This is a genomic window from Microbacterium phycohabitans (assembly GCF_032464935.1).
In the GTDB taxonomy this organism is placed as follows: Bacteria; Actinomycetota; Actinomycetes; order Actinomycetales; family Microbacteriaceae; genus Microbacterium; species Microbacterium phycohabitans.
Genome location: NZ_JAWDIT010000002.1, coordinates 693,142 through 711,139 on the forward strand (window position 1 = coordinate 693,142; position 17,998 = coordinate 711,139).

General features: G+C 72.1%; 16 protein-coding genes. 11 read left to right on the plus strand and 5 right to left on the minus strand.

Annotated elements, in window-relative coordinates:
- The first annotated feature begins 24 nt into the window (after positions 1–24).
- Genes RWH44_RS07615 through RWH44_RS07625 form a run of 3 tightly spaced genes read left to right on the plus strand, consistent with a single transcriptional unit; the run spans position 25 to position 5,713 of the window.
- A complete protein-coding gene (locus tag RWH44_RS07615; protein ID WP_316004098.1) occupies positions 25–2,064 on the plus strand; it encodes a beta-galactosidase in 2,040 nt (679 codons plus the stop codon).
- A complete protein-coding gene (yicI, locus tag RWH44_RS07620; protein ID WP_316004099.1) occupies positions 2,061–4,274 on the plus strand; it encodes an alpha-xylosidase in 2,214 nt (737 codons plus the stop codon). Before RWH44_RS07615 ends, yicI begins: the two co-directional genes overlap by 4 nt.
- A complete protein-coding gene (locus RWH44_RS07625) occupies positions 4,271–5,713 on the plus strand; it encodes a GH1 family beta-glucosidase (RefSeq protein ID WP_316004100.1) in 1,443 nt (480 codons plus the stop codon). Before yicI ends, RWH44_RS07625 begins: the two co-directional genes overlap by 4 nt.
- Before the next feature lie 196 nt (positions 5,714–5,909).
- On the opposite strand, the gene RWH44_RS07630 is transcribed toward RWH44_RS07625, so the two are convergent.
- From RWH44_RS07630 to aqpZ, 3 genes are all read right to left on the minus strand, one after another.
- Positions 5,910–8,231: an FdhF/YdeP family oxidoreductase gene (locus RWH44_RS07630; protein ID WP_316004101.1), complete on the minus strand. Its 2,322-nt coding sequence runs from the start codon at positions 8,229–8,231 to the stop codon at positions 5,910–5,912.
- A 61-nt stretch (positions 8,232–8,292) separates the two neighbouring features.
- On the minus strand, positions 8,293–9,171 hold the full coding sequence (fdhD, locus tag RWH44_RS07635) for a formate dehydrogenase accessory sulfurtransferase FdhD (protein ID WP_316004102.1): 879 nt from the start codon (positions 9,169–9,171) through the stop codon (positions 8,293–8,295).
- A 111-nt stretch (positions 9,172–9,282) separates the two neighbouring features.
- On the minus strand, positions 9,283–10,095 hold the full coding sequence (gene aqpZ, locus RWH44_RS07640) for an aquaporin Z (protein WP_316004103.1): 813 nt from the start codon (positions 10,093–10,095) through the stop codon (positions 9,283–9,285).
- Positions 10,096–10,402: 307 nt separating this feature from the next.
- Here aqpZ and RWH44_RS07645 point away from each other — a divergent pair, with 307 nt between their 5' ends.
- From RWH44_RS07645 to RWH44_RS07670, 6 genes are read left to right on the plus strand one after another with little or no spacing between them, the layout of a single operon-like run.
- Positions 10,403–10,882 (plus strand): Asp23/Gls24 family envelope stress response protein, encoded by a 480-nt coding sequence (locus RWH44_RS07645; RefSeq protein WP_316004104.1) that lies wholly within the window; start codon positions 10,403–10,405, stop codon positions 10,880–10,882.
- Complete coding sequence (locus RWH44_RS07650) at positions 10,879–11,067, plus strand: DUF2273 domain-containing protein (protein WP_076673182.1); 189 nt, start codon at positions 10,879–10,881, stop codon at positions 11,065–11,067. Before RWH44_RS07645 ends, RWH44_RS07650 begins: the two co-directional genes overlap by 4 nt.
- A complete protein-coding gene (locus RWH44_RS07655; RefSeq protein WP_298870280.1) occupies positions 11,064–11,456 on the plus strand; it encodes an Asp23/Gls24 family envelope stress response protein in 393 nt (130 codons plus the stop codon). Before RWH44_RS07650 ends, RWH44_RS07655 begins: the two co-directional genes overlap by 4 nt.
- Positions 11,457–11,467: 11 nt before the next feature.
- Positions 11,468–12,034, plus strand: a complete 567-nt coding sequence (locus tag RWH44_RS07660; RefSeq protein ID WP_316004105.1) for an Asp23/Gls24 family envelope stress response protein — start codon at positions 11,468–11,470, stop codon at positions 12,032–12,034.
- Positions 12,034–12,621, plus strand: coding sequence for a hypothetical protein (locus RWH44_RS07665; RefSeq protein WP_316004106.1), 588 nt, complete (start codon positions 12,034–12,036; stop codon positions 12,619–12,621). Before RWH44_RS07660 ends, RWH44_RS07665 begins: the two co-directional genes overlap by 1 nt.
- 18 nt (positions 12,622–12,639) lie before the next feature.
- Complete coding sequence (locus RWH44_RS07670) at positions 12,640–13,563, plus strand: Asp23/Gls24 family envelope stress response protein (RefSeq protein ID WP_316004107.1); 924 nt, start codon at positions 12,640–12,642, stop codon at positions 13,561–13,563.
- A gap of 412 nt (positions 13,564–13,975) precedes the next feature.
- On the opposite strand, the gene RWH44_RS07675 is transcribed toward RWH44_RS07670, so the two are convergent.
- Positions 13,976–14,461 (minus strand): DUF1990 domain-containing protein, encoded by a 486-nt coding sequence (locus RWH44_RS07675; protein ID WP_316004108.1) that lies wholly within the window; start codon positions 14,459–14,461, stop codon positions 13,976–13,978.
- Between the two features lie 125 nt (positions 14,462–14,586).
- Between RWH44_RS07675 and RWH44_RS07680 the strand changes: the two genes are divergently transcribed.
- Both RWH44_RS07680 and RWH44_RS07685 read left to right on the plus strand, forming a co-directional pair.
- Positions 14,587–15,774, plus strand: a complete 1,188-nt coding sequence (locus RWH44_RS07680; RefSeq protein WP_316004109.1) for a molybdopterin molybdotransferase MoeA — start codon at positions 14,587–14,589, stop codon at positions 15,772–15,774.
- Positions 15,768–16,598, plus strand: coding sequence for an NTP transferase domain-containing protein (locus RWH44_RS07685; RefSeq protein WP_316004110.1), 831 nt, complete (start codon positions 15,768–15,770; stop codon positions 16,596–16,598). The genes RWH44_RS07680 and RWH44_RS07685 overlap by 7 nt, the downstream gene beginning before the upstream one ends.
- A gap of 195 nt (positions 16,599–16,793) precedes the next feature.
- Here the strand turns inward: RWH44_RS07685 and RWH44_RS07690 are convergent, their stop codons facing one another.
- A complete protein-coding gene (locus tag RWH44_RS07690; RefSeq protein ID WP_316004111.1) occupies positions 16,794–17,969 on the minus strand; it encodes a citrate synthase in 1,176 nt (391 codons plus the stop codon).
- Positions 17,970–17,998 lie beyond the last annotated feature (29 nt).

Genomic DNA, 17,998 nt, shown 5'->3' on the forward strand with positions numbered 1-17,998 from the left:
GCGCCTTCCCCTCACGAAAGAACCATGAACGACTTCTCTTCGCACGCCGCCGACCTGCCCGCCCCCACCCGCTTCGGCTGGATCGCCGACGGCATCGCCTTCGGGGCCGACTACAACCCCGAGCAATGGCCCGAGGAGCTCTGGCCCGAGGACATCGCCCTGATGCAGCTCGCGGGGGTCACCTCGGTGTCGCTCGGGATCTTCTCGTGGGGTCTGCTCGAAACCGCCGACGGGGTCTGGGACTGGGGGTGGCTCGACCGCATCATGGACCTGCTGCACGCCGGCGGCATCGGGGTGAACCTGGCCACCCCGACCGCGGCGCCGCCGATCTGGCTCCTGCGGGCGCACCCCGAGATCGCGACGGTGGATGCCGACGGCCACCGCACCGCGCAGGGCGGGCGCCTCGCCTGGTCGCCGAGCTCGGCGGTGTTCCGCCGCTACGCGCTGCGCGTCGTGCGCGCGGTCGCCGAGCGGTACGGCTCGCACCCGGCGCTGCGCATGTGGCACGTCAGCAACGAGATCGGCAACGAGAACGGGCGGTGCTACAGCGAGGAGACGGGCGCGGCGTTCCGCGTCTGGCTCGCCGAACGCTTCGGCGACGTCTCGCGCCTGAACGCCGCGTGGGGCACGGCGTTCTGGGGACACCACTACACCTCGTTCGACCAGGTCGAGCCCCCGCGCGGTGCGCGGACGGGGCACAACCCCGGTCTCCTGCTCGATTTCGAGCGCTTCACCTCCGACGCGTTGATCGCCCACTACCGCGCCGAGCGCGACGAACTGCGACGGATCACCCCCGGGATCCCGATCACGACCAACTTCATGGTGATGAACACCCCGGGCGCCACCGATCACGAGGTGTGGGCGCGCGAGGTCGACATCGTCGCGAACGACCACTACACGATCGGCGCCGACCCGTTCCGCCACAGCGAGCTGGCCTTCAGCGCCGACCGCGTGCGCGGCCTCGTCGACGGGCGCCCGTGGATGCTCATGGAGCACTCGACGGCGGCGGTGAACTGGCAGGGGGTGAACCGTGCGAAGTCCGCCGGCGAGATGGCGCGCGACTCCCTCGCCCACGTCGCTCGGGGCTCCGACGGCATCCTGTTCTTCCAGTGGCGGGCGTCGTCGGCGGGCGCCGAGCAGTACCACTCGGCGATGCTGCCCCACGCCGGGGCGGACTCGACGATCTTCCGCGACGTCGAACGGCTCGGCGCGACGCTCAAGGCCCTCGCGCCCGTGCGGGGGACGCGGGTCGAGAAGGCGCGCGTCGCCCTGCTGTTCGACCACGACATGGTCGCGGCCCTGCGCAGCGGCCGCAAGCCCAGCGACCTCGTCGACCCGATGGACATGCCCATCGCCGTGCACCGCGCCCTCACCCTGCGCGGTGTCGCGGTCGACGTGCTGCCGTCGTCGGCCGACCTCGACGGGTACGCGGTGGTGATCGTGCCGACGCTCTACCTCGTCGACGACGCGCTGCCCGCACGCCTCGAGCGGCTCGCGCACGACGGTGCCCACGTGCTCGTGACCTACCTCTCCGGCATCGTCGATCCCGAGAACCGCGTGCGCACCGGCGGGTATCCGGGCGCCTTCCGCGATCTGCTCGGCATCCGCGTCGACGAGTTCTTCCCGCTGATGCCCGGGGAGAGCGTGACTCTCGACACCGGCCACTCGGCGTCGGTGTGGCTCGAGAACGTCGACGCCCACGACGCCGAGGTGCGGGCTCGCGCGACGAGCGGCGAACGCGCCGGCGTTCCCGTCTTCACCCGCCGCACGATCGGCCGGGGCACCGCGTCCTACCTGGCCACCCGGCCCGACCCCGAAGGCCTCGACGCCGTTCTCGCTGAGGTGCTCGCCGCCGCGGGGGTCGTCCCCGTGGTCGCATCCGAGCCGGGGCTCGACGTCGTCCGACGCGTCGGAGAGGGCCGTTCCTACCTCTTCCTCATCAACCACACGGATGCCGAGCGCACGGCGTCGGCGTCGGGACGCGACCTCCTGACGGGGGAGCGGCACGACGGCACCGTGCGGGTGGCATCCGGAGCCGTCGTCGTCGTGGAGGAGGAGCGATGAAGTTCACCGACGGGTTCTGGCAGCTGCGGCCGGGGGTGCGCGCGCTGTACGCGCAGGAGGCGGTCGACATCCGCGAGGTCGAGACGATCGACGGTCCGGGCCTGCGCGTGCTGGCTCCGACCAAGGTGATCGAGCGCCGTGGCGACACGCTGAACCGGCCCGTGCTGACCACGACCCTGTCGTCGCCGGCGGAGGGGGTCGTGCGCGTGCGGATCGAGCATCACACCGGTCGGGGGCGCGGCTGCTCCTTCCCACTGCCCGGCGCGGGGACCGAGGCGGGGTCGGTCGATGCGGATGCCGGCATCCTGCGCTCCGGGACGCTCGAGGCGCGGGTGGCCGGCGGCGCGCCGTGGTCGCTGAGCTTCCGCTCGGGCGGTCGCACGCTGACATCCAGCGGCGCGAAGGCGCAGGCCTACGTCACGCTCGACGAAGGGGCGCAGGTCGACCGGGCGATCGTCGACCCGGCGGGATCGAGCCCTCCGCGCACCTTCGTCCACGAGCAGCTCGACCTCGGCGTCGGCGAGCTCGTCTACGGCCTCGGCGAGAGGTTCGGGCCGCTGGTGAAGAACGGCCAGTCCGTCGACATCTGGAACGCCGACGGCGGCACCTCGAGCGAGCAGGCCTACAAGAACGTGCCGCTGTACGTGTCGAACCGCGGGTACGGCGTGCTCGTCAACGACCCGGGTCACGTGTCGTTCGAGGTGGGCTCCGAAGCGGTCGAGCGCGTGCAGTTCTCGGTCGCCGGCGAGGCTCTCGAGTACTTCGTCTTCGACGGCCCCACCCCCGCCGACGTGCTCTCGCGCTACACCGCTCTCACCGGCCGACCCCCGGTCGTACCGGCCTGGTCGTACGGCCTGTGGCTGTCGACGAGCTTCACCACCGACTACGACGAGGCGACCGTCACCTCGTTCATCGACGAGATGGCCCGCCGCGAACTGCCGGTGTCGGTGTTCCACTTCGACTGCTTCTGGATGCGCGAGTTCCAGTGGTGCGACTTCGAGTGGGACCCCCGCGTCTTCCCCGACCCCGACGGCATGCTCCGACGCCTGCACGAGCGCGACCTGCGCGTGTGCGTCTGGATCAACCCGTACATCGGCCAGGCGTCGCCCCTGTTCGCCGAGGCGGCGGAAGCGGGCTATCTCGTGCGCCGGGCCGACGGCTCGGTGTGGCAGTGGGACCTCTGGCAGGCCGGCATGGGCCTGGTCGATTTCACCGACCCGGATGCCACCCGCTGGTTCCAGGAGCACCTGCGCCGTCTCGTGCGACAGGGCGTGGACTGCTTCAAGACCGACTTCGGGGAGCGCATCCCCCTCGACGTGGTCTACGCCGACGGCAGCGCCCCCGATCGCATGCACAACCTCTACACCGAGCTGTACAACCGGGCCGTCTACGACGTGCTGGTCGAGGAGCGCGGCGAAGGCGACGCGGTGCTGTTCGCCCGGTCGGCGACGGCGGGAGGGCAGAGCATGCCCGTGCACTGGGGCGGCGACTCGACGTCGACGTTCGCCTCAATGGCCGAGACCCTGCGCGGCGGGTTGTCGCTCGCGATGAGCGGCTTCGCGCACTGGAGCCACGACATCGGCGGCTTCGAGGGGCTCCCGGATGCCGCCGTGTTCAAGCGCTGGACCGCGTTCGGCCTGCTCGGCACCCACAGCCGCTTCCACGGCTCGGAGTCGTACCGCGTGCCGTGGCAGTTCGACGAGGAGGCGGTCGAGATCACGCGCCTGTTCACGAACCTCAAGATGCGGTTGATGCCGTACCTCTTCCAGCTCGGCCTCTCGGCGGCCGCCAACGGGGTACCGGTCATGCGGCCGATGATGCTGGAGTTCCCCGACGACCCCGCCGTCGCCCACCTCGACCGGCAGTACATGCTCGGACCCGACCTCCTCGTCGCCCCCGTGTTCTCGGCCGAGGGGGAGGTGGAGTTCTACCTCCCCGCGGGGCGATGGACGCACCTGCTGAGCGGCGAGACGGTCGAGGGAGGGCGATGGCGGCGCGAACGCCACGGCTTCGACAGCCTTCCGCTCTACGCTCGGCCGGGAGCCGTCATCCCCTGGGGTGCGCGGGTCGACCGGCCCGACTACGACTACCTCGACGGCCTCGAGTTGCGCGTCTTCCCCGGCGGCAGCGGCACGCGCGAGATCATCGTCACGACCCCCGACGGACGTGCGTCCGTCTTCCCCGTCGACCTCGAGGAGGCCCCCCGATGACCCTTCCTCCCACGGTCGGCGCCGCCGACTACCGCGACAGCGGACTCGTCTTCCCCGAGGGCTTCACGTTCGGCTCGGCCACGGCGTCGTACCAGGTCGAGGGGGCGGCGGCACAGGACGGCCGCCTCCCCTCCATCTGGGACACCTTCAGCAAGACCCCGGGCCGCGTCTGGAACGGCGACACCGGAGATGTGGCCTGCGACCACTACCACCGCTGGGAGGCCGACCTCGATCTCATGGCGGAGCTGGGGCTCGGCGCCTACCGCTTCTCGATCGCGTGGCCGCGCATCGTCCCCGAGGGCACCGGTGCGGTCAACCAGGCCGGGATCGACTTCTACTCGCGCCTCGTCGACGGCCTCCTCGACCGGGGCATCCATCCCGTCGCGACGCTGTACCACTGGGACCTGCCGCAGGCCCTGGAGGATGCCGGCGGCTGGCCCGTGCGCGCGACCGCCGACGCCTTCGAGCGCTACGCCGAGATCATGGGGGCGGCCCTGGGCGATCGCATCCACACCTGGACGACGCTCAATGAACCGTGGTGCTCGGCCTACCTCGGCTACGGCCAGGGCGGGCACGCGCCCGGTCGGCACGAACCGGCGGCCGCGCTCGCCGCGGTGCACCACCTGAACCTCGCCCACGGCCGCGCCGTGCAGGCGCTGCGGGCCACCTCGACCGGCGACCCGGCGTATTCGGTGACGCTGAACTTCCACGTGCCGCGGGGCCGCGGCGAGCAGGCGGGCGAGGCCGTGCGGCGCGTGGACGCCCTCGCCAACCGCGCCTTCACCGGCCCGATGCTGCGGGGGGCCTATCCCGACGACCTGCTCGCCGACACGGCATCCGTCACCGACTGGTCTTTCGTTCATGACGGCGATCTGGATGCCATCCGCCAACCCCTCGACGTGCTGGGCGTGAACTACTACTCCACCGTCACCGCGCAGATCTGGGACGGGGTGTCGCCGAAGCAGAGTAACGACGGACACAAGGCCGCCGCGGGAGGCACGGCGTGGCCCGGAAGCGACGAGGTGCTCGAGTTCCTGCCGCAGCCGGGGCCGTCGACCGCGATGGGGTGGAACATCGCTCCCGAGGGACTCGAGGAGCTTCTGCTGTCGCTGCATGAGCAGTTTCCGCAGCAGCCGCTCATGGTGACCGAGAACGGCGCCGCGTTCGACGACGTCGTGGCCGCCAACGGCTCCGTCCCCGACCCGGAACGGCTCGACTACCTCCGCCGCCACTTCACCGCCGCCCACCGCGCGCTCGAGCAGGGCGTCGACCTGCGCGGGTTCTTCGTGTGGTCGCTGATGGACAACTTCGAGTGGGGCTACGGCTACGCGAAGCGCTTCGGCATCGTGCGCGTCGACTTCGACACGCTCGAGCGCACCGTGAAGGACAGCGGTCGCTGGTACGCCGAACTCGCCCGCACGGGGGTGCTGCCGGCCTGAGGCGGGGGCGGATGCCGCGGCGTCGAGCGCGGTGGCCGTGCACAACGGCGGGTGGCGCGGTCGACACGCCGCCGCACGCGCGCCGGGAGACGGTGTGTCGGTGATCGGCCCGCCGTTGTGCACACGGGCGGGGGCCGCAGCGCGGCGTCGCTCCGGGCCGGAGCCGAGGCGCGACGGCCCGGCTCCGGCCGCAGCGTCAGGCCGTCTTCGCGATGCGCACCCGGATGTCCTTCATCAGCGGCTGGTCGCTCTGGCGGCTGTAGTCGTCGGGACCGAGCAGCACGTTCAGCTCCGGGAAGTAGCCGGCGGCGCTCCCCCGCGGAGTGTCGTACTCCAGGGCGCGGAAGGCGGTGACGCTGCGCACCGAACCGTCGCGCGAGGTCGCGACGATGTCGACGAGGTCGCCCTCGGCGATGCCGCGTTCTTTCATGTCGCGCCGGTTCATGAACACGAGCTCGCGGATGTTGCGCACCCCGCGGTAGCGGTCGTCGGCCGAGTAGATGGTCGTGTTCCACTGATCGTGCGAGCGCATGGTCTGCAGCACCAGCACGTCGGCCTCTTCGGGGATGACGTTGGGGAGGTCGGCCTGCGAGAACTCGGCCTTGCCGGAGGGGGTGCGGAAGTCGCGCTCGCGCGCGGGCTGCGGGATGCGGAAGCCGTACTGCTGCCGCACGAGCTCGTTGAAGCCCTCGAAGCCGGGCAGCGCCTTGGCCATCGTGTCGCGGATGCGGTCGTAGTCGCCCACGTACCACTCCCACGGGGTGGCCGAGTCGGGCATCGTCGCCCGCGCGATGCGGGCGATGATCTCGGGCTCGCTGAGCAGGTGCGGCGACGCGGGCTTGCGGGAGCCGAGCGAGAGCATGACCGAGCTCATGGCATCCTCGGTCGAGATCGACTGGGGGCCCGCCTCCTGCACGTCGCGCTCCGTCCGGCCGAGGCAGGGGAGGATAAGCGCCTCCTTGCCGTGGGTGAGGTGACTGCGGTTGAGCTTCGTGCTGACGTGCGCGGTCAGACCGACCCGACCCATTCCCTCAGCGGTGAGCTTCGTGTCGGGAGCAGCCCGCACGAAGTTGCCGCCCATGCCGAGGAACACCTTGAGGTCGCCGCGGTGCAGGGCCGCGACCGTGTGGACGGTGTCGAGTCCCGGCTCACGGGGCGAGGTGATGCCGCACACCTCGTCGAGCTTCGCGAGCCATTCCTCGGTGGGCTTGTGGTTGATGCCGCACGTGCGGTTGCCCTGCACGTTGCTGTGTCCGCGCACGGGGGAGGGGCCGGTGCCCTTGCGTCCCACGTTCCCGCGCAGCAGGAGCAGGTTGACGATCTCGCGCACGGTGTCGACGCCGTGCTGGTGCTGGCTCACGCCGAGGCACCAGCTGATGACGCACGCCTTCGAGGCGAGGTAGACGGCGGCGGCGGAGCGGATCTCGGCCTCGGTGAGTCCCGCCTGCTCGACGAGCTCGTCCCACGACGTCGCCTCGACGAGGGCGCGGTAGTCGTCGAGACCGCTGGTGTACCGGTCGAGGAAGGCCTGGTCGAGGGCGGTGGGGTCGGTCTCCGACGCCTCGAACACGACCTTCGCCATTCCGCGGACGAGCGCGAGGTCGCCGCCCGGGCGCACCTGCAGGTTCATCGTGCTGGTCGGCGTGGAGTGGAAGGTCGCCATGTCGACGATCTCGTGCGGCACGATCGTGCGGGTGCCCGCGACCTCGCGGAGCGGGTTGACGTGCACGACCTGAGCACCGCGGTCGATGGCCTCGGCGAGGCTCGTGAGCATGCGCGGGGCGTTGGAGGCCGCGTTGACGCCGAGCACGAAGAGGGCGTCGCACGCCTCCCAGTCCTCGAGGTCGGCAGTGCCCTTACCCGTGGCGAGGGATGCCGTGAGCCCACGGCCCGAGCCCTCGTGGCACATGTTCGAGCAGTCGGGGAGGTTGTTCGTCCCGAGCTCCCGCGCGAACAGCTGGTAGAGGAACGACGCCTCGTTGCTCAGTCGGCCGGAGGTGTAGAACGCCGCCTGATCGGGAGAGTCCAGGGCGGTGAGGTGCTGGGCGATCATGCGGAACGCGTCGTTCCAGGAGATCGGCACGTAGTGGTCGGTCGCGGCGTCGTACGCCATCGGCCCCACCAGGCGCCCGGCATCCTCGAGCTCGAAATCGCTCCACTGCGACAGCTCGCTCACCGAGTGCTCGGCGAAGAACTCCTTGCCCACGCGCTTGTGGGTCATCTCCCACGTGACGTGCTTGATGCCGTTCTCGCAGATGTCGAGCGTGACGCCCTTGTCGTCGGGCCACGCGCACCCCGGGCAGTCGAAGCCGCTCTTGGGGTGGTTCATGGTGAACATCGCCTTGGTGCCGGCGAGGGGCTGACGCTGTTCGTAGAGCACCTTGCCCACGGTGAGGGCGGCGCCCCACCCGGCGGCGGGGTGCTCGTAGGGGCCGGTGCTCGACCACTCGCCGTCGACCTGCGGCCCGAGGCCTCCCTGGCGCGGTTCCTCGGTCATCAGCCCGAACGACTCACCCATGCTTACCCTCCGTGGTTTCCGGCGCCGAGTCGGTGGCATCCACACACCGCGCGCACGTTCGTCAGCGTACGCCCGCGACCTCTTCGGTCACGGGGGTTGTGGACGGGGCCATGATGCGATCCATCCGCGTGTACAGGTTCATGCTCGAGCCGCGCACGAAGGCGGCGAGCGTCAGGCCCGCGCGCTCGGCCAGCTCGACGGCGAGCGACGACGGCGCCGACACGGCCGAGAGCATCGGGATGCCGGCCATCACGGCCTTCTGCACGAGCTCGAAGCTCACGCGGCCCGACACCTGCAGCACCGTGCCGCGCAGGGGCAGGCGGTCGTTCAGCAGCGCCCAGCCGACGACCTTGTCGACGGCGTTGTGCCGACCGACGTCTTCGCGTGCGACGAGCAGCTCGCCCGTGGTGCCGTCGAAGAGGGCGGCGCCGTGCAGGCCGCCGGTCTTGTCGAAGGTCTTCTGCTGTTCGCGCAGCCGGTCGGGGAAGGCCGCGACGTCGTGCGCGGACACCGTCAGCTCGTCGCTCGAGACGTCGTAGGTCGACACCTTCTCGACCGCCTCGATCGAGGCCGTGCCGCAGACCCCGCACGAGCTCGTCGTGTAGAAGGAGCGTGCGATGTCGGGGGAGGGCAGGGCGACGCCCGGCGCGAGCGTCAGGTCGAGCACGTTGTAGGTGTTGCCGTCGGCGCCCCCCGTACCCGGGCCCCCGCAGTGGATCGCGCGGGCGAACTGGTCGCCGCGGCTGATCACGCCCTCCGAGACGAGGAAGCCGGCCGCGAGCTCGACGTCGTGGCCCGGCGTGCGCATCGTGACGGCGAGCGGCGATCCCGCGACGCGGATCTCGAGCGGCTCTTCGACCGCGATGGCATCCGGTCGCTGGCGGTTCGCGCCCTCGAGGGTGATGCGCGTCACCCGGCGCGACGTAGTGAGGCGGCCCATGTCAGGACCGCGCCGACGGAAGCAGGGGGGACATGGGTCGAGCGTACGCCCGGCAGACGCGGACCGGCCCGGGAACCCCACGTTCCCGGGCCGGCGCCGAAGCGCCCGCGATCAGACGGTGACGGTGCGACGACCCAGCACGCGCACCACGGCTCCGGCCACGAGGGCTCCGGCGATCGGGGCGAGGATGAAGACCCACAGCTGGCTCAGCGGCAGCGCGCCGCCGTAGACGGCGGTGGCGATCGAGCGCGCGGGGTTCACGCTCGTGTTGCTGATCGGGATGCTGATGAGGTGGATGAGCGTCAGCGTGAGGCCGATCCCGATCGGCGCGAACGCCTGGTACTCGGCCTTGGCGGTGACCGAGAGGATCACCGCGAGGAAGATGCCGGTGAGCACGGCCTCGGCCACGAAGACCGCCGCCAGACCGTATCCGCCCGGGCTGCCCTCGCCGAAGCCGTTCGAGGCGAAGCCCGCCTCCTGTGCGGCCGCGAAGCCGTCGGGACCCCCGGCGAGCACGAGGGCGATGACGCTGGAGGCCAGGATGCCGCCGATCAGCTGCGCGAGGATGTACCCCGGCACGTGGCGGGCGTCGGTGCGACCGGCAGCCAGCAGGCCGAGGGTCACGGCGGGGTTGAAGTGGCCTCCGCTGATGTGGCCCACCGCGGCGATGCCCGCGACCAGGGTCAGGCCGAAGGCGAGGGCCACACCGAGGAAGCCCACGCCGGCCTGGTTGTCGTCGGCGCTGGGGAAGTTCGCCGCGAACAGCGCTGTGCCCACTCCGCCCAGCACCAGCAGGAAGGTGCCGAACAGCTCCGCGGCGTATCGCGCGGGCGACGACCAGCTGCCCGCCTTCTGCCGCTGCTGCTCCGAGGTGGAGTCCGCGATGTCGACCGGCTCGTTGCGCTTCTTGTCCTTCTTGCCCATGATGCTCCGTTCTGTCTGTTCCCACGGGTGTGTCGGGGGGATGACGTTGCGAGCAGGGCGAGTGTCACACCCGAGTTCTCCGGATGCCGCCGCAACCTCCGAATCATGGCGACGTGAAACGAACGGATCGTGCCGCTTGACCGGCCCGCCAGGACAGCGATATACGGCGTAAGCGCATTCGCTCACATACACAACGCGAAAGGAATTTCAATCCCGGCGTGACGATTCCGAAAGCCGGTACGTCTTAGTGGTGTAGGCCGAAGCGCCCACCCCGAAACATCGGGTCACGACATCGAAAGGCACGGACATGGCTGAGAACGCCCCCACCACCCCCGCTGCGCAGAACGTCCCCCAGGCGGCGTCGCGTGTGAACCGTCCCCTCGCCGCACGCGGTCAGGAGACCCACACCGAGGGCAAGACCACGATCGCCGAGGGCGTCGTCGCGAAGGTCGCCGGTATCGCGGCCCGTGAGGTCAACGGCGTGTACGCGCTCGGTGGCGGCGGAGCCCGCGCCCTCGGCGCCATCCGCGACGCCATCAACGCCACCGACCTAACGCAGGGCGTCAAGGTCGAGGTCGGCGAGACCCAGGCCGCCGCCGACGTCACGATCGTCGTCGAGTACGGCGCCCCGATCCAGGAGGTCGCCGACCAGGTCCGCGGCCGCGTGGCCGGTGCGATCAGCCGTCTCGTCGGTCTCGAGGTCGTCGAGGTCAACGTCGATGTGAACGACGTCCACATCCCGGGCGACGACAACAACGACGCCGAGTCCGAGAAGCGCGTCCAGTGAGCGCCACGACGAAGGGCGCTCTCGCCGGTCTCGTGCTGGCCCTCAGCGCCCTGATCTTCGGCTTCTGGGGATTCATCCTCGTCGCCCTCTTCATGGCGATCGGTGTGGTCGTCGCCCGTATCACCGCGGGTGAGATCGACTTCCGCAACGTCGTCAACGCCTTCAAGGGTCGGAGCACATCGTGACCACCGTCACCGCTTCCCCCGGGGTCGGCAGCCGCAGCGCGGTTGCCGGCCCCGGCCTCCCGGCCGGCCGGGTGAACATCGCCGACCGCGTGCTGCAGAAGACGGCCGAGCGGGCCGCCGCCGACATCATCGGGGTGGATGCCAAGGGCGTCCACGTCGAGATCGTCTCGGCCCGCGACACCGCCGCCGTGCGCGTGACGTCGCCGTTCCCGGTGCCGCGCCTCGACGACACCGCGGCCGTGCAGGCCGCCACCCCCGTGCTCGAAGCGGCCGCCGCCGCCCAGAGCGAACTGCGCACGCGCCTGTCGCGGCTGTTCGGCCGCGAGATCTCGCGCGTCGACCTGACCATCTCGGGCGCCACCGCCCCCCAGCGAAAGCGAGTGCTGTGATGCTTGACGCCGTGCTCCGCACCGTCGTGCGTCGCGAGACGCACTCCCCGCGCACCGTGGCCATGCTCGTCGTGGTCGTGCTGCTGCTGCTCGTCCTGGCGTATGCCGCCGTCGAGATCATCCTCGCCCTCACCGGCGCCCAGCCGCTGCTGGTCTCGCCCGGCGAGGCGCTCAACGCCGTCGTCGCGGCCCCCACCGCTCTCATGCCGGTCGCGTTCATCTTCGGCGGCGTCGTGCTCGCGATCCTCGGACTCATCGTCCTCGTGATCGCGCTGAAGCCCGGACGCCTGTCGCGCCACGAGATGGAGTGGGGCCAGCGTGCCGTCGTCGTCGACAACGGCGTCGTGGCATCCGCCCTCGCTCAGCACCTGAGCAACGAGTCCGGCATCGCCCGTGACGACATCGTCGTGGGCGTCGCCCACCGCTCCGTCGACGTGACGGTGCGGCCCCCGGTCGGCATCCCGGTCGACGAGGCGCAGCTGCGTCGCATCGTCGATGACGAGGTCGCCGCCTACAAGCTCACCCCCGCCGTGCGCACCCACCTGCGCGTCGAGCGTCCCGACACCAAGGAGTCCTGATGAACGCCACGCGTCGCGGTCTGAACCGCTTCATCCTGTTCCTGGTCGCCCTCGTGCTGCTGGGCCTGGGCGCTCTCGCGCTCGCCGTCGGGCTGCTGCCCGGTGGCACCGACACCTGGACCTCCGTCATGGGCGGGTTCCAGGGCTGGCTCGAGTCGCTCGGCCGTGAGTCGGCGGGCTGGGGCGCCGTCGCCGCCTTCGTGGTGCTGGCGATCATCCTCATCGTCATCGCGTCGGCCGCCGTGCGCGGACGCCGTCAGGCGCCGCTGCAGTCCACGGGCAGCGCGAGCGACGCCGGTCGCATCACCGTCACCGACGGATTCGCCTCGGAGGCGCTGAAGAACGCCCTCGCCGAGCGCGACGAGATCCTCTCCTCGCGCATCACGGCCGGCGAGATCAAGAACGAGTCGGTGCTCCACGTCGCGGTCACCCCGCGACAGAACACCTCGCCGCGCCAGGTGGCCGAGCACGTCGACACGCTCGTGACCAACCTCGCCGCCCTGACGGGCCAGAACCTGCGCGCCTACATCTCCATCCACTCGGGCCTGCGCGCGAAGCTCGCACGCGACAACACCCGCGTGCACTGACCCCCACGAGGAGCCGTCATGACCACCATCGATGCCACCATCGACCCGCCCGACCTGGATGCCGCGGCGAGCCTCGCCGCCACCGCGGCCGGTTCGGTCCCGGGCGTCCACGCCCTGGGCAGCCTGCTGGGCCGCGCGTCGGACGCCGTCCGTGAGCGCGTGGGCCTCGCCAGTACCGCCCCCGGCGTCAAGATCGACACCGACCGCGCCGACTCGGTCACGGCCACGATCTCGCTGGTCGTCGACTATCCGCACAAGCTGCACGAGGTGTCGGATGCCGTGCGCACCGCCGTCCGTACGGCCCTCGAGCCCCTCGGGCGGGGACGAATCGACGTCGACGTGGTGGTGACCGGTGTCTTCGGCCCCTTCGACCGCGACGTCGTCGAGGAGGCGGAGCAGAAGGCGGATGCCGCCGGCGACCGCGCTCGCGAGATCGCTGGTGACGTCAAGGAGAAGGCGGATGCCGCCGGCGACCGCGCTCGCGAGATCGCCGGAGACGTCAAGGAGCGGACGGATGCCGCGTCGGCGACCGTCCGCGAGAGGACGGCCGACGCTGCCGCCGTCGTGCGCGAGAAGGCCGACGACGCCGCGAAGGCCCTCGGCGACGCGAAGGACGCCGCCTCCGACCTCGCCGCCGGAGCGGCCGCCGCGGCCGGCGAGTTCGGTCGTCAGAACGCGGAGGCCGCGCGCCGCGAGCAGGCGGAGGCCGACACCGAGCGCGCAGCGCGCGAGCTCGAGCCGACCGACGAGGGCTCGGCCCTCGACGCCCCCGCACCGGCGGCGGACGACGACCGCGGCGATGTGCGAGACGTCGTCGCCGAGGCGCTCGAGGATGCAGCGGTCGACATCGCGATCGCGGCCGACGAGGTGCGTGCCGACGACGAGACGCCGGCCACCGACAGCGTGCAGTCGGTCGTGGAGGACGAGCGGCCGCAGAACTGACGGTTCGAAGACAGGGCCCCGCTTCGGCGGGGCCTTGTGCTGTCTCACCCCGCGCGCGCACAACTCCTGAAACTCAGGGCGGGGCCGCTTCCGCAGCCCCGGATCGACGCGGCCCGCCCGGCTTCGCCGGTCGATTTCTCCGGAGTTGTGCACGACGGAGCGGACACCGCGCCGGGGCGAGCGATAGCCCGAGGCGCGCGCACAACTCCTGCAAAACCGAGCTGGGCCGGTTCCGCGGCCCCGGAATGACGCGGACGGCCGGACCTTCGCGATCGGTTCTTCCGGAGTTGTGCGAACGGCGGAGCCGACACCGCGCCGGGGACGAGCGATCGGTGTGATCGCGCGGTGACCTCGGCGCGTGCTCCCCCGGATCGTGGCACTTCGGCCGGGCCCCCCGGCGCCCCGGGCGGCGTCAGAGCGCGCGGAGATACCGCCGCGTCATCCACGCCTGCACGCGGCGCCCGAGTGGAGCGCCGACACGCGTGAACCACCGGCCGGGGCGGGAGAACGCGGCGATGTCGAACGCGACCTCGCCCGACGGCTCCAACGTGAGCGTGAACCTCTCCTCGCCGCGCTCGGGATGCCCGGGCAGCGTGCCGTAGGCGAACCCCGCCACGGTCTCGGTGCGTTCGGCCCACACCACCAGACACGGGATGCGGAAGCTCAGGATGCCGACCCCCAGCCGCATCGTCACGCGGGTGCCCTCGCGCATCGGGGTCTCGCTCAGCTCGACGCGCGCTCCCGCGCGGCGCTGCGCCTCGCCAGCGAGGAGGGCGTCGGCGGCCCGCGCGAAGACCTCGGGGCCGCGGCCGATCACCCGGCGGGCGCGTACGTGGTGGTAGCCCGCGGGCATCTCGCCGGCGGTCGCGCCGACCTCGGCGTAGGTCAGGGCATCCATGCGCACACGGTAGCCAAGGTGCGGTGCCGTGACGCACGGCTTGCGCCGCGGCGCCACGCCCGTCCGAGCCGTTGCCGCCGCGCCTACGCTGAGCACATGCCCCTGTCCCGTCCCCGGTTCCTCGCGTGATCGACGTCAGCGAGCACCTCGCGGCGATCCTCGAGGCGGTACGGCCCCTCATCCCTGAGTCGCGCGACGTCGCCGCCGCGCGCGGCCGGGTGCTCCGGTATCCGGTCTCGGCCGCCGTGGACGTGCCGGGCTTCGACTCCTCCGCGATGGACGGCTTCGCCGTGCGCGACCTCGACGCCCCGGCCACCCTGCGCGTGGTCGCCGACCTCCCCGCCGGCACCGACCTCGACCCGCCGATGGATGCCGGTGACGCCGCCCGCATCATGACCGGGGCGCCCGTGCCCACCGACGCCACCGCCGTCGTCCCCTTCGAGGAGACCGCGCGGGGGCTGGCCGGGGGCCTCGAGCCCGTCGAGGTCGTCGTCGCCCCGCGGGCGCCGGGGGCGCACATCCGCCGCCGCGGCTCGGACGTGCGGCAGGGGGATCTCGTCGTCGAGGCCGGCGTGCGCCTGACCGCCGCCCGGATCGGCGCGATCGCGGCATCCGGAGTCGGCACCGTCGAGGTGTCGCGCGCCGCCCGGGTGGCCGTGGTGTCGACCGGCTCCGAGCTCGTCGCGCCGGGCACCGAGCTGCGTCGTGGCCGGATCCCCGAGTCGAACAGCGTGCTGCTCGCCGGTCTCGCCGAGGAGGCCGGGGCCGACGTCGTGCTGCGAACGAGCGTCGACGACGAGGGCGACGGTCCGCGCCGGGCGATCGCGGCCGCGGAGGCAGCGGGGGCCGACGTCGTCGTCTTCTCCGGGGGCGTGAGCGCCGGGGCGTACGAGGTGGTGAAGAACACGCTCGGCGACCTCATGCGCTTCGACCGCGTGCGCATGCAGCCCGGAAAACCGCAGGGCTTCGGGCGCACCCCCGCCGGCACCCTGCTGTTCGGGCTGCCGGGCAATCCCGTGAGCGCCGCGGTGTCGTTCGAGCTGTTCGTGCGTCCGGCACTGCGTGCGCTGGAGGGCGACGTCGAGCTCGGGCGCGCGCAGGTGCGGGTGGCGCTCGCCGGGGGGTGGCGGGCGCGCCCGGGCAGAACGCAGTACGTGCCGGTGTCGCTCGACCGCTCCGATCCGCAACGCTGGCGGGCGACCCCGACGCCGCGCGGCACGCGGGGCCTCGGTCAGGCCGAGGGACTGGCCGTGATCCCCTCGCGCGACGACGACCTCGCCCCCGATGCCCTCGTGACGGTCGCCCTGTGGTGAGCGTCGACGCGATCCTGCTCGCCGGCGGTCGCGGGTCGCGGGTGGGCGGCGCCGTGAAGCCGCTGTTCGAGGTCGGGGGATCGACGCTGCTCGCCGCGGCGATCGACGCCGTGCGGGCCGGCGGGACGGGACGCGTCGTCGTGGTCGCACCGGTGCTCGACGCCGCGCTCGACGTCGATTGGGTACGCGAGGATCCGCCCTTCGGCGGCCCGGTCGCCGCCGTCGTCGCTGCGCTGCCGGCGGTGGATGCCGACGAGGTCTACGTCATCGCCTGCGACCTCGCCGCACCGGCCGCGGCCGTCCACCGGCTCACCGCCCCCATCCCGCCCGGGGCCGACGGGGTGTGTCTCGACGACGGCCGACGACAGTGGCTCATCGGCCGGTACCGCACCGGGGCGCTGCGGGCAGCGGCATCCGGTCTCCCCGGTGCGGGCCGCGATGCGTCGATGCGGGCGCTGCTCGGCGGCCTGTCCATCGCCGCGATCGCGGCCTCCGCGACGGAGACGCGCGACATCGACACGTGGGACGATCTCCGGAGAGCCCGAGGAGGAGCCATGACCGAGAACCGCACCCTGCCGCCCGAGGCGCTGAACGAGTGGAGTGCCGCGCTCGCCGAGCGCTTCGGCCTCGACGACGGCGACATCCCCATCTCGCTCATCCTCGACCTCGCCCGCGACGTCGCCAACGGCGTCGCGCGCCCCGCGGCTCCGCTCAGCGCCTTCGTGGCGGGTCTCGTCGCGGGTCGGGCCGGGGGCTCCGTGGCCGACACCGAGGCCGCCGTCGCCGCCGTCGTCGAGATGGCGCGCGAGTGGGAGAACCGCTGAGCCCGATTCCGGAAGGGCTCGTTGTCGTGCTCGGCGTCGTCGCCGGACTCGTCATCCTGTGGCTCGCGCTCGTGGTGGTGCTGTGGGTGCAGCAGAAGATTCGACGTCGGCGATCAGCCGCGACAGGTTGTTGCGCGCCTCCACGACGTTGTACATCACGGCGGCACCCTAGCCACCTACCTGGCTAGATCGACCTCATCGCCCCACGTATTCACCCCGCGGGCGAAGCCGCATGGCGGGCTCGGCGTACTCCGCGGCGATGTGCGCGATCCACCCCGCCAGCCGGCCGATGACGAAGATCGTGCTGGCGGCGTCCTCGGGCAGGCGTGCCCCGGATGCCAACGCGGCCAGCGCCAGATCCACGTTGGGCCGCAGCCGCGCCCGCGCGCCGACGACCTCCGAGAGCCGGTGCACGGCATCCATCGTCCCCGCCCCGTCGGGAAGCGCCGCGATGAACGGGAACAGGGCGTCGGCGCGGTCGTCGACGCCGCGATAGAGCGGATGGCCGAAGCCCGGGATGCCGTTGCCGTCCTGCAGTGCTTCGGCCAGGGCCCGTTCGGGGTCGAGGCCTCGTCGCACGCGCGTGAGAAGGCGCGCGGTGCGGGTGGCCGCCGAGATGTGCAGGGGGGAGTCGGCGGCGCCGAGCGCGGCGCTGACGGCGGCGTATCCGTCGGCGCGCGCCGAGGCGGCCACGCGCGCGGCGAAGGTCGACACGGCGAGGTCGTGATCGATGAGCAGCACCAGAGCCGCGTTGACGGCGGGACCGACGGATGCCGGGGCGTTCCACGCGCGCGTCAGCGACAGCGCGATGTCGGGGTCGGGGTCTCCGCCGAGGGCCACCGGGAGTCCGGTCAGCAGCGTCCATCCGATGCGGTGCAGCGTGGCCGGTGATGCGTCGTGCCGCAGGGGATCGTCGGCTGCGAAGCCGGTGAGGGCGGCGCGGAGGCGGTCCATGGCCCCGGCGTGCGGAGGCAGCGCCGCCACCATCTCCCGGGCGCTCCCGATGGCGGGGTCGGGGGCGTCGACGCGCTCGGCGTCCCAGAGCCACGCGACGATCTCGGCGAACGGACGCTCGACGAGGTCGCGGGCGCGGCGCCCCCGGTAGAGCAGCTCGTCGTCCTCGATGTCGGCGATGTCGGTGTGCACGACCCCCAGCGGCATCCCGGTGGTGGGGTGGGTCGGTGCCTGCGCGGCCGCGCGTCGCCTCCCGGTCGCGAAGGCCTCGACCTCGAGGGCGTCGAAGGTCGAGCCGCGCGCGTCGCGCTCGCGGCCGAGCAGCCCGCGGGAGACGTAGGCGTAGACCGTCTCGGGCTTCACGCCGAGTCGGGCGGCGGCCTGCGCGGCGGTGAGGCGGGGGAGGGGCGCTGTCATCTTGATCCGATCAACGTTGACGCTTTCGA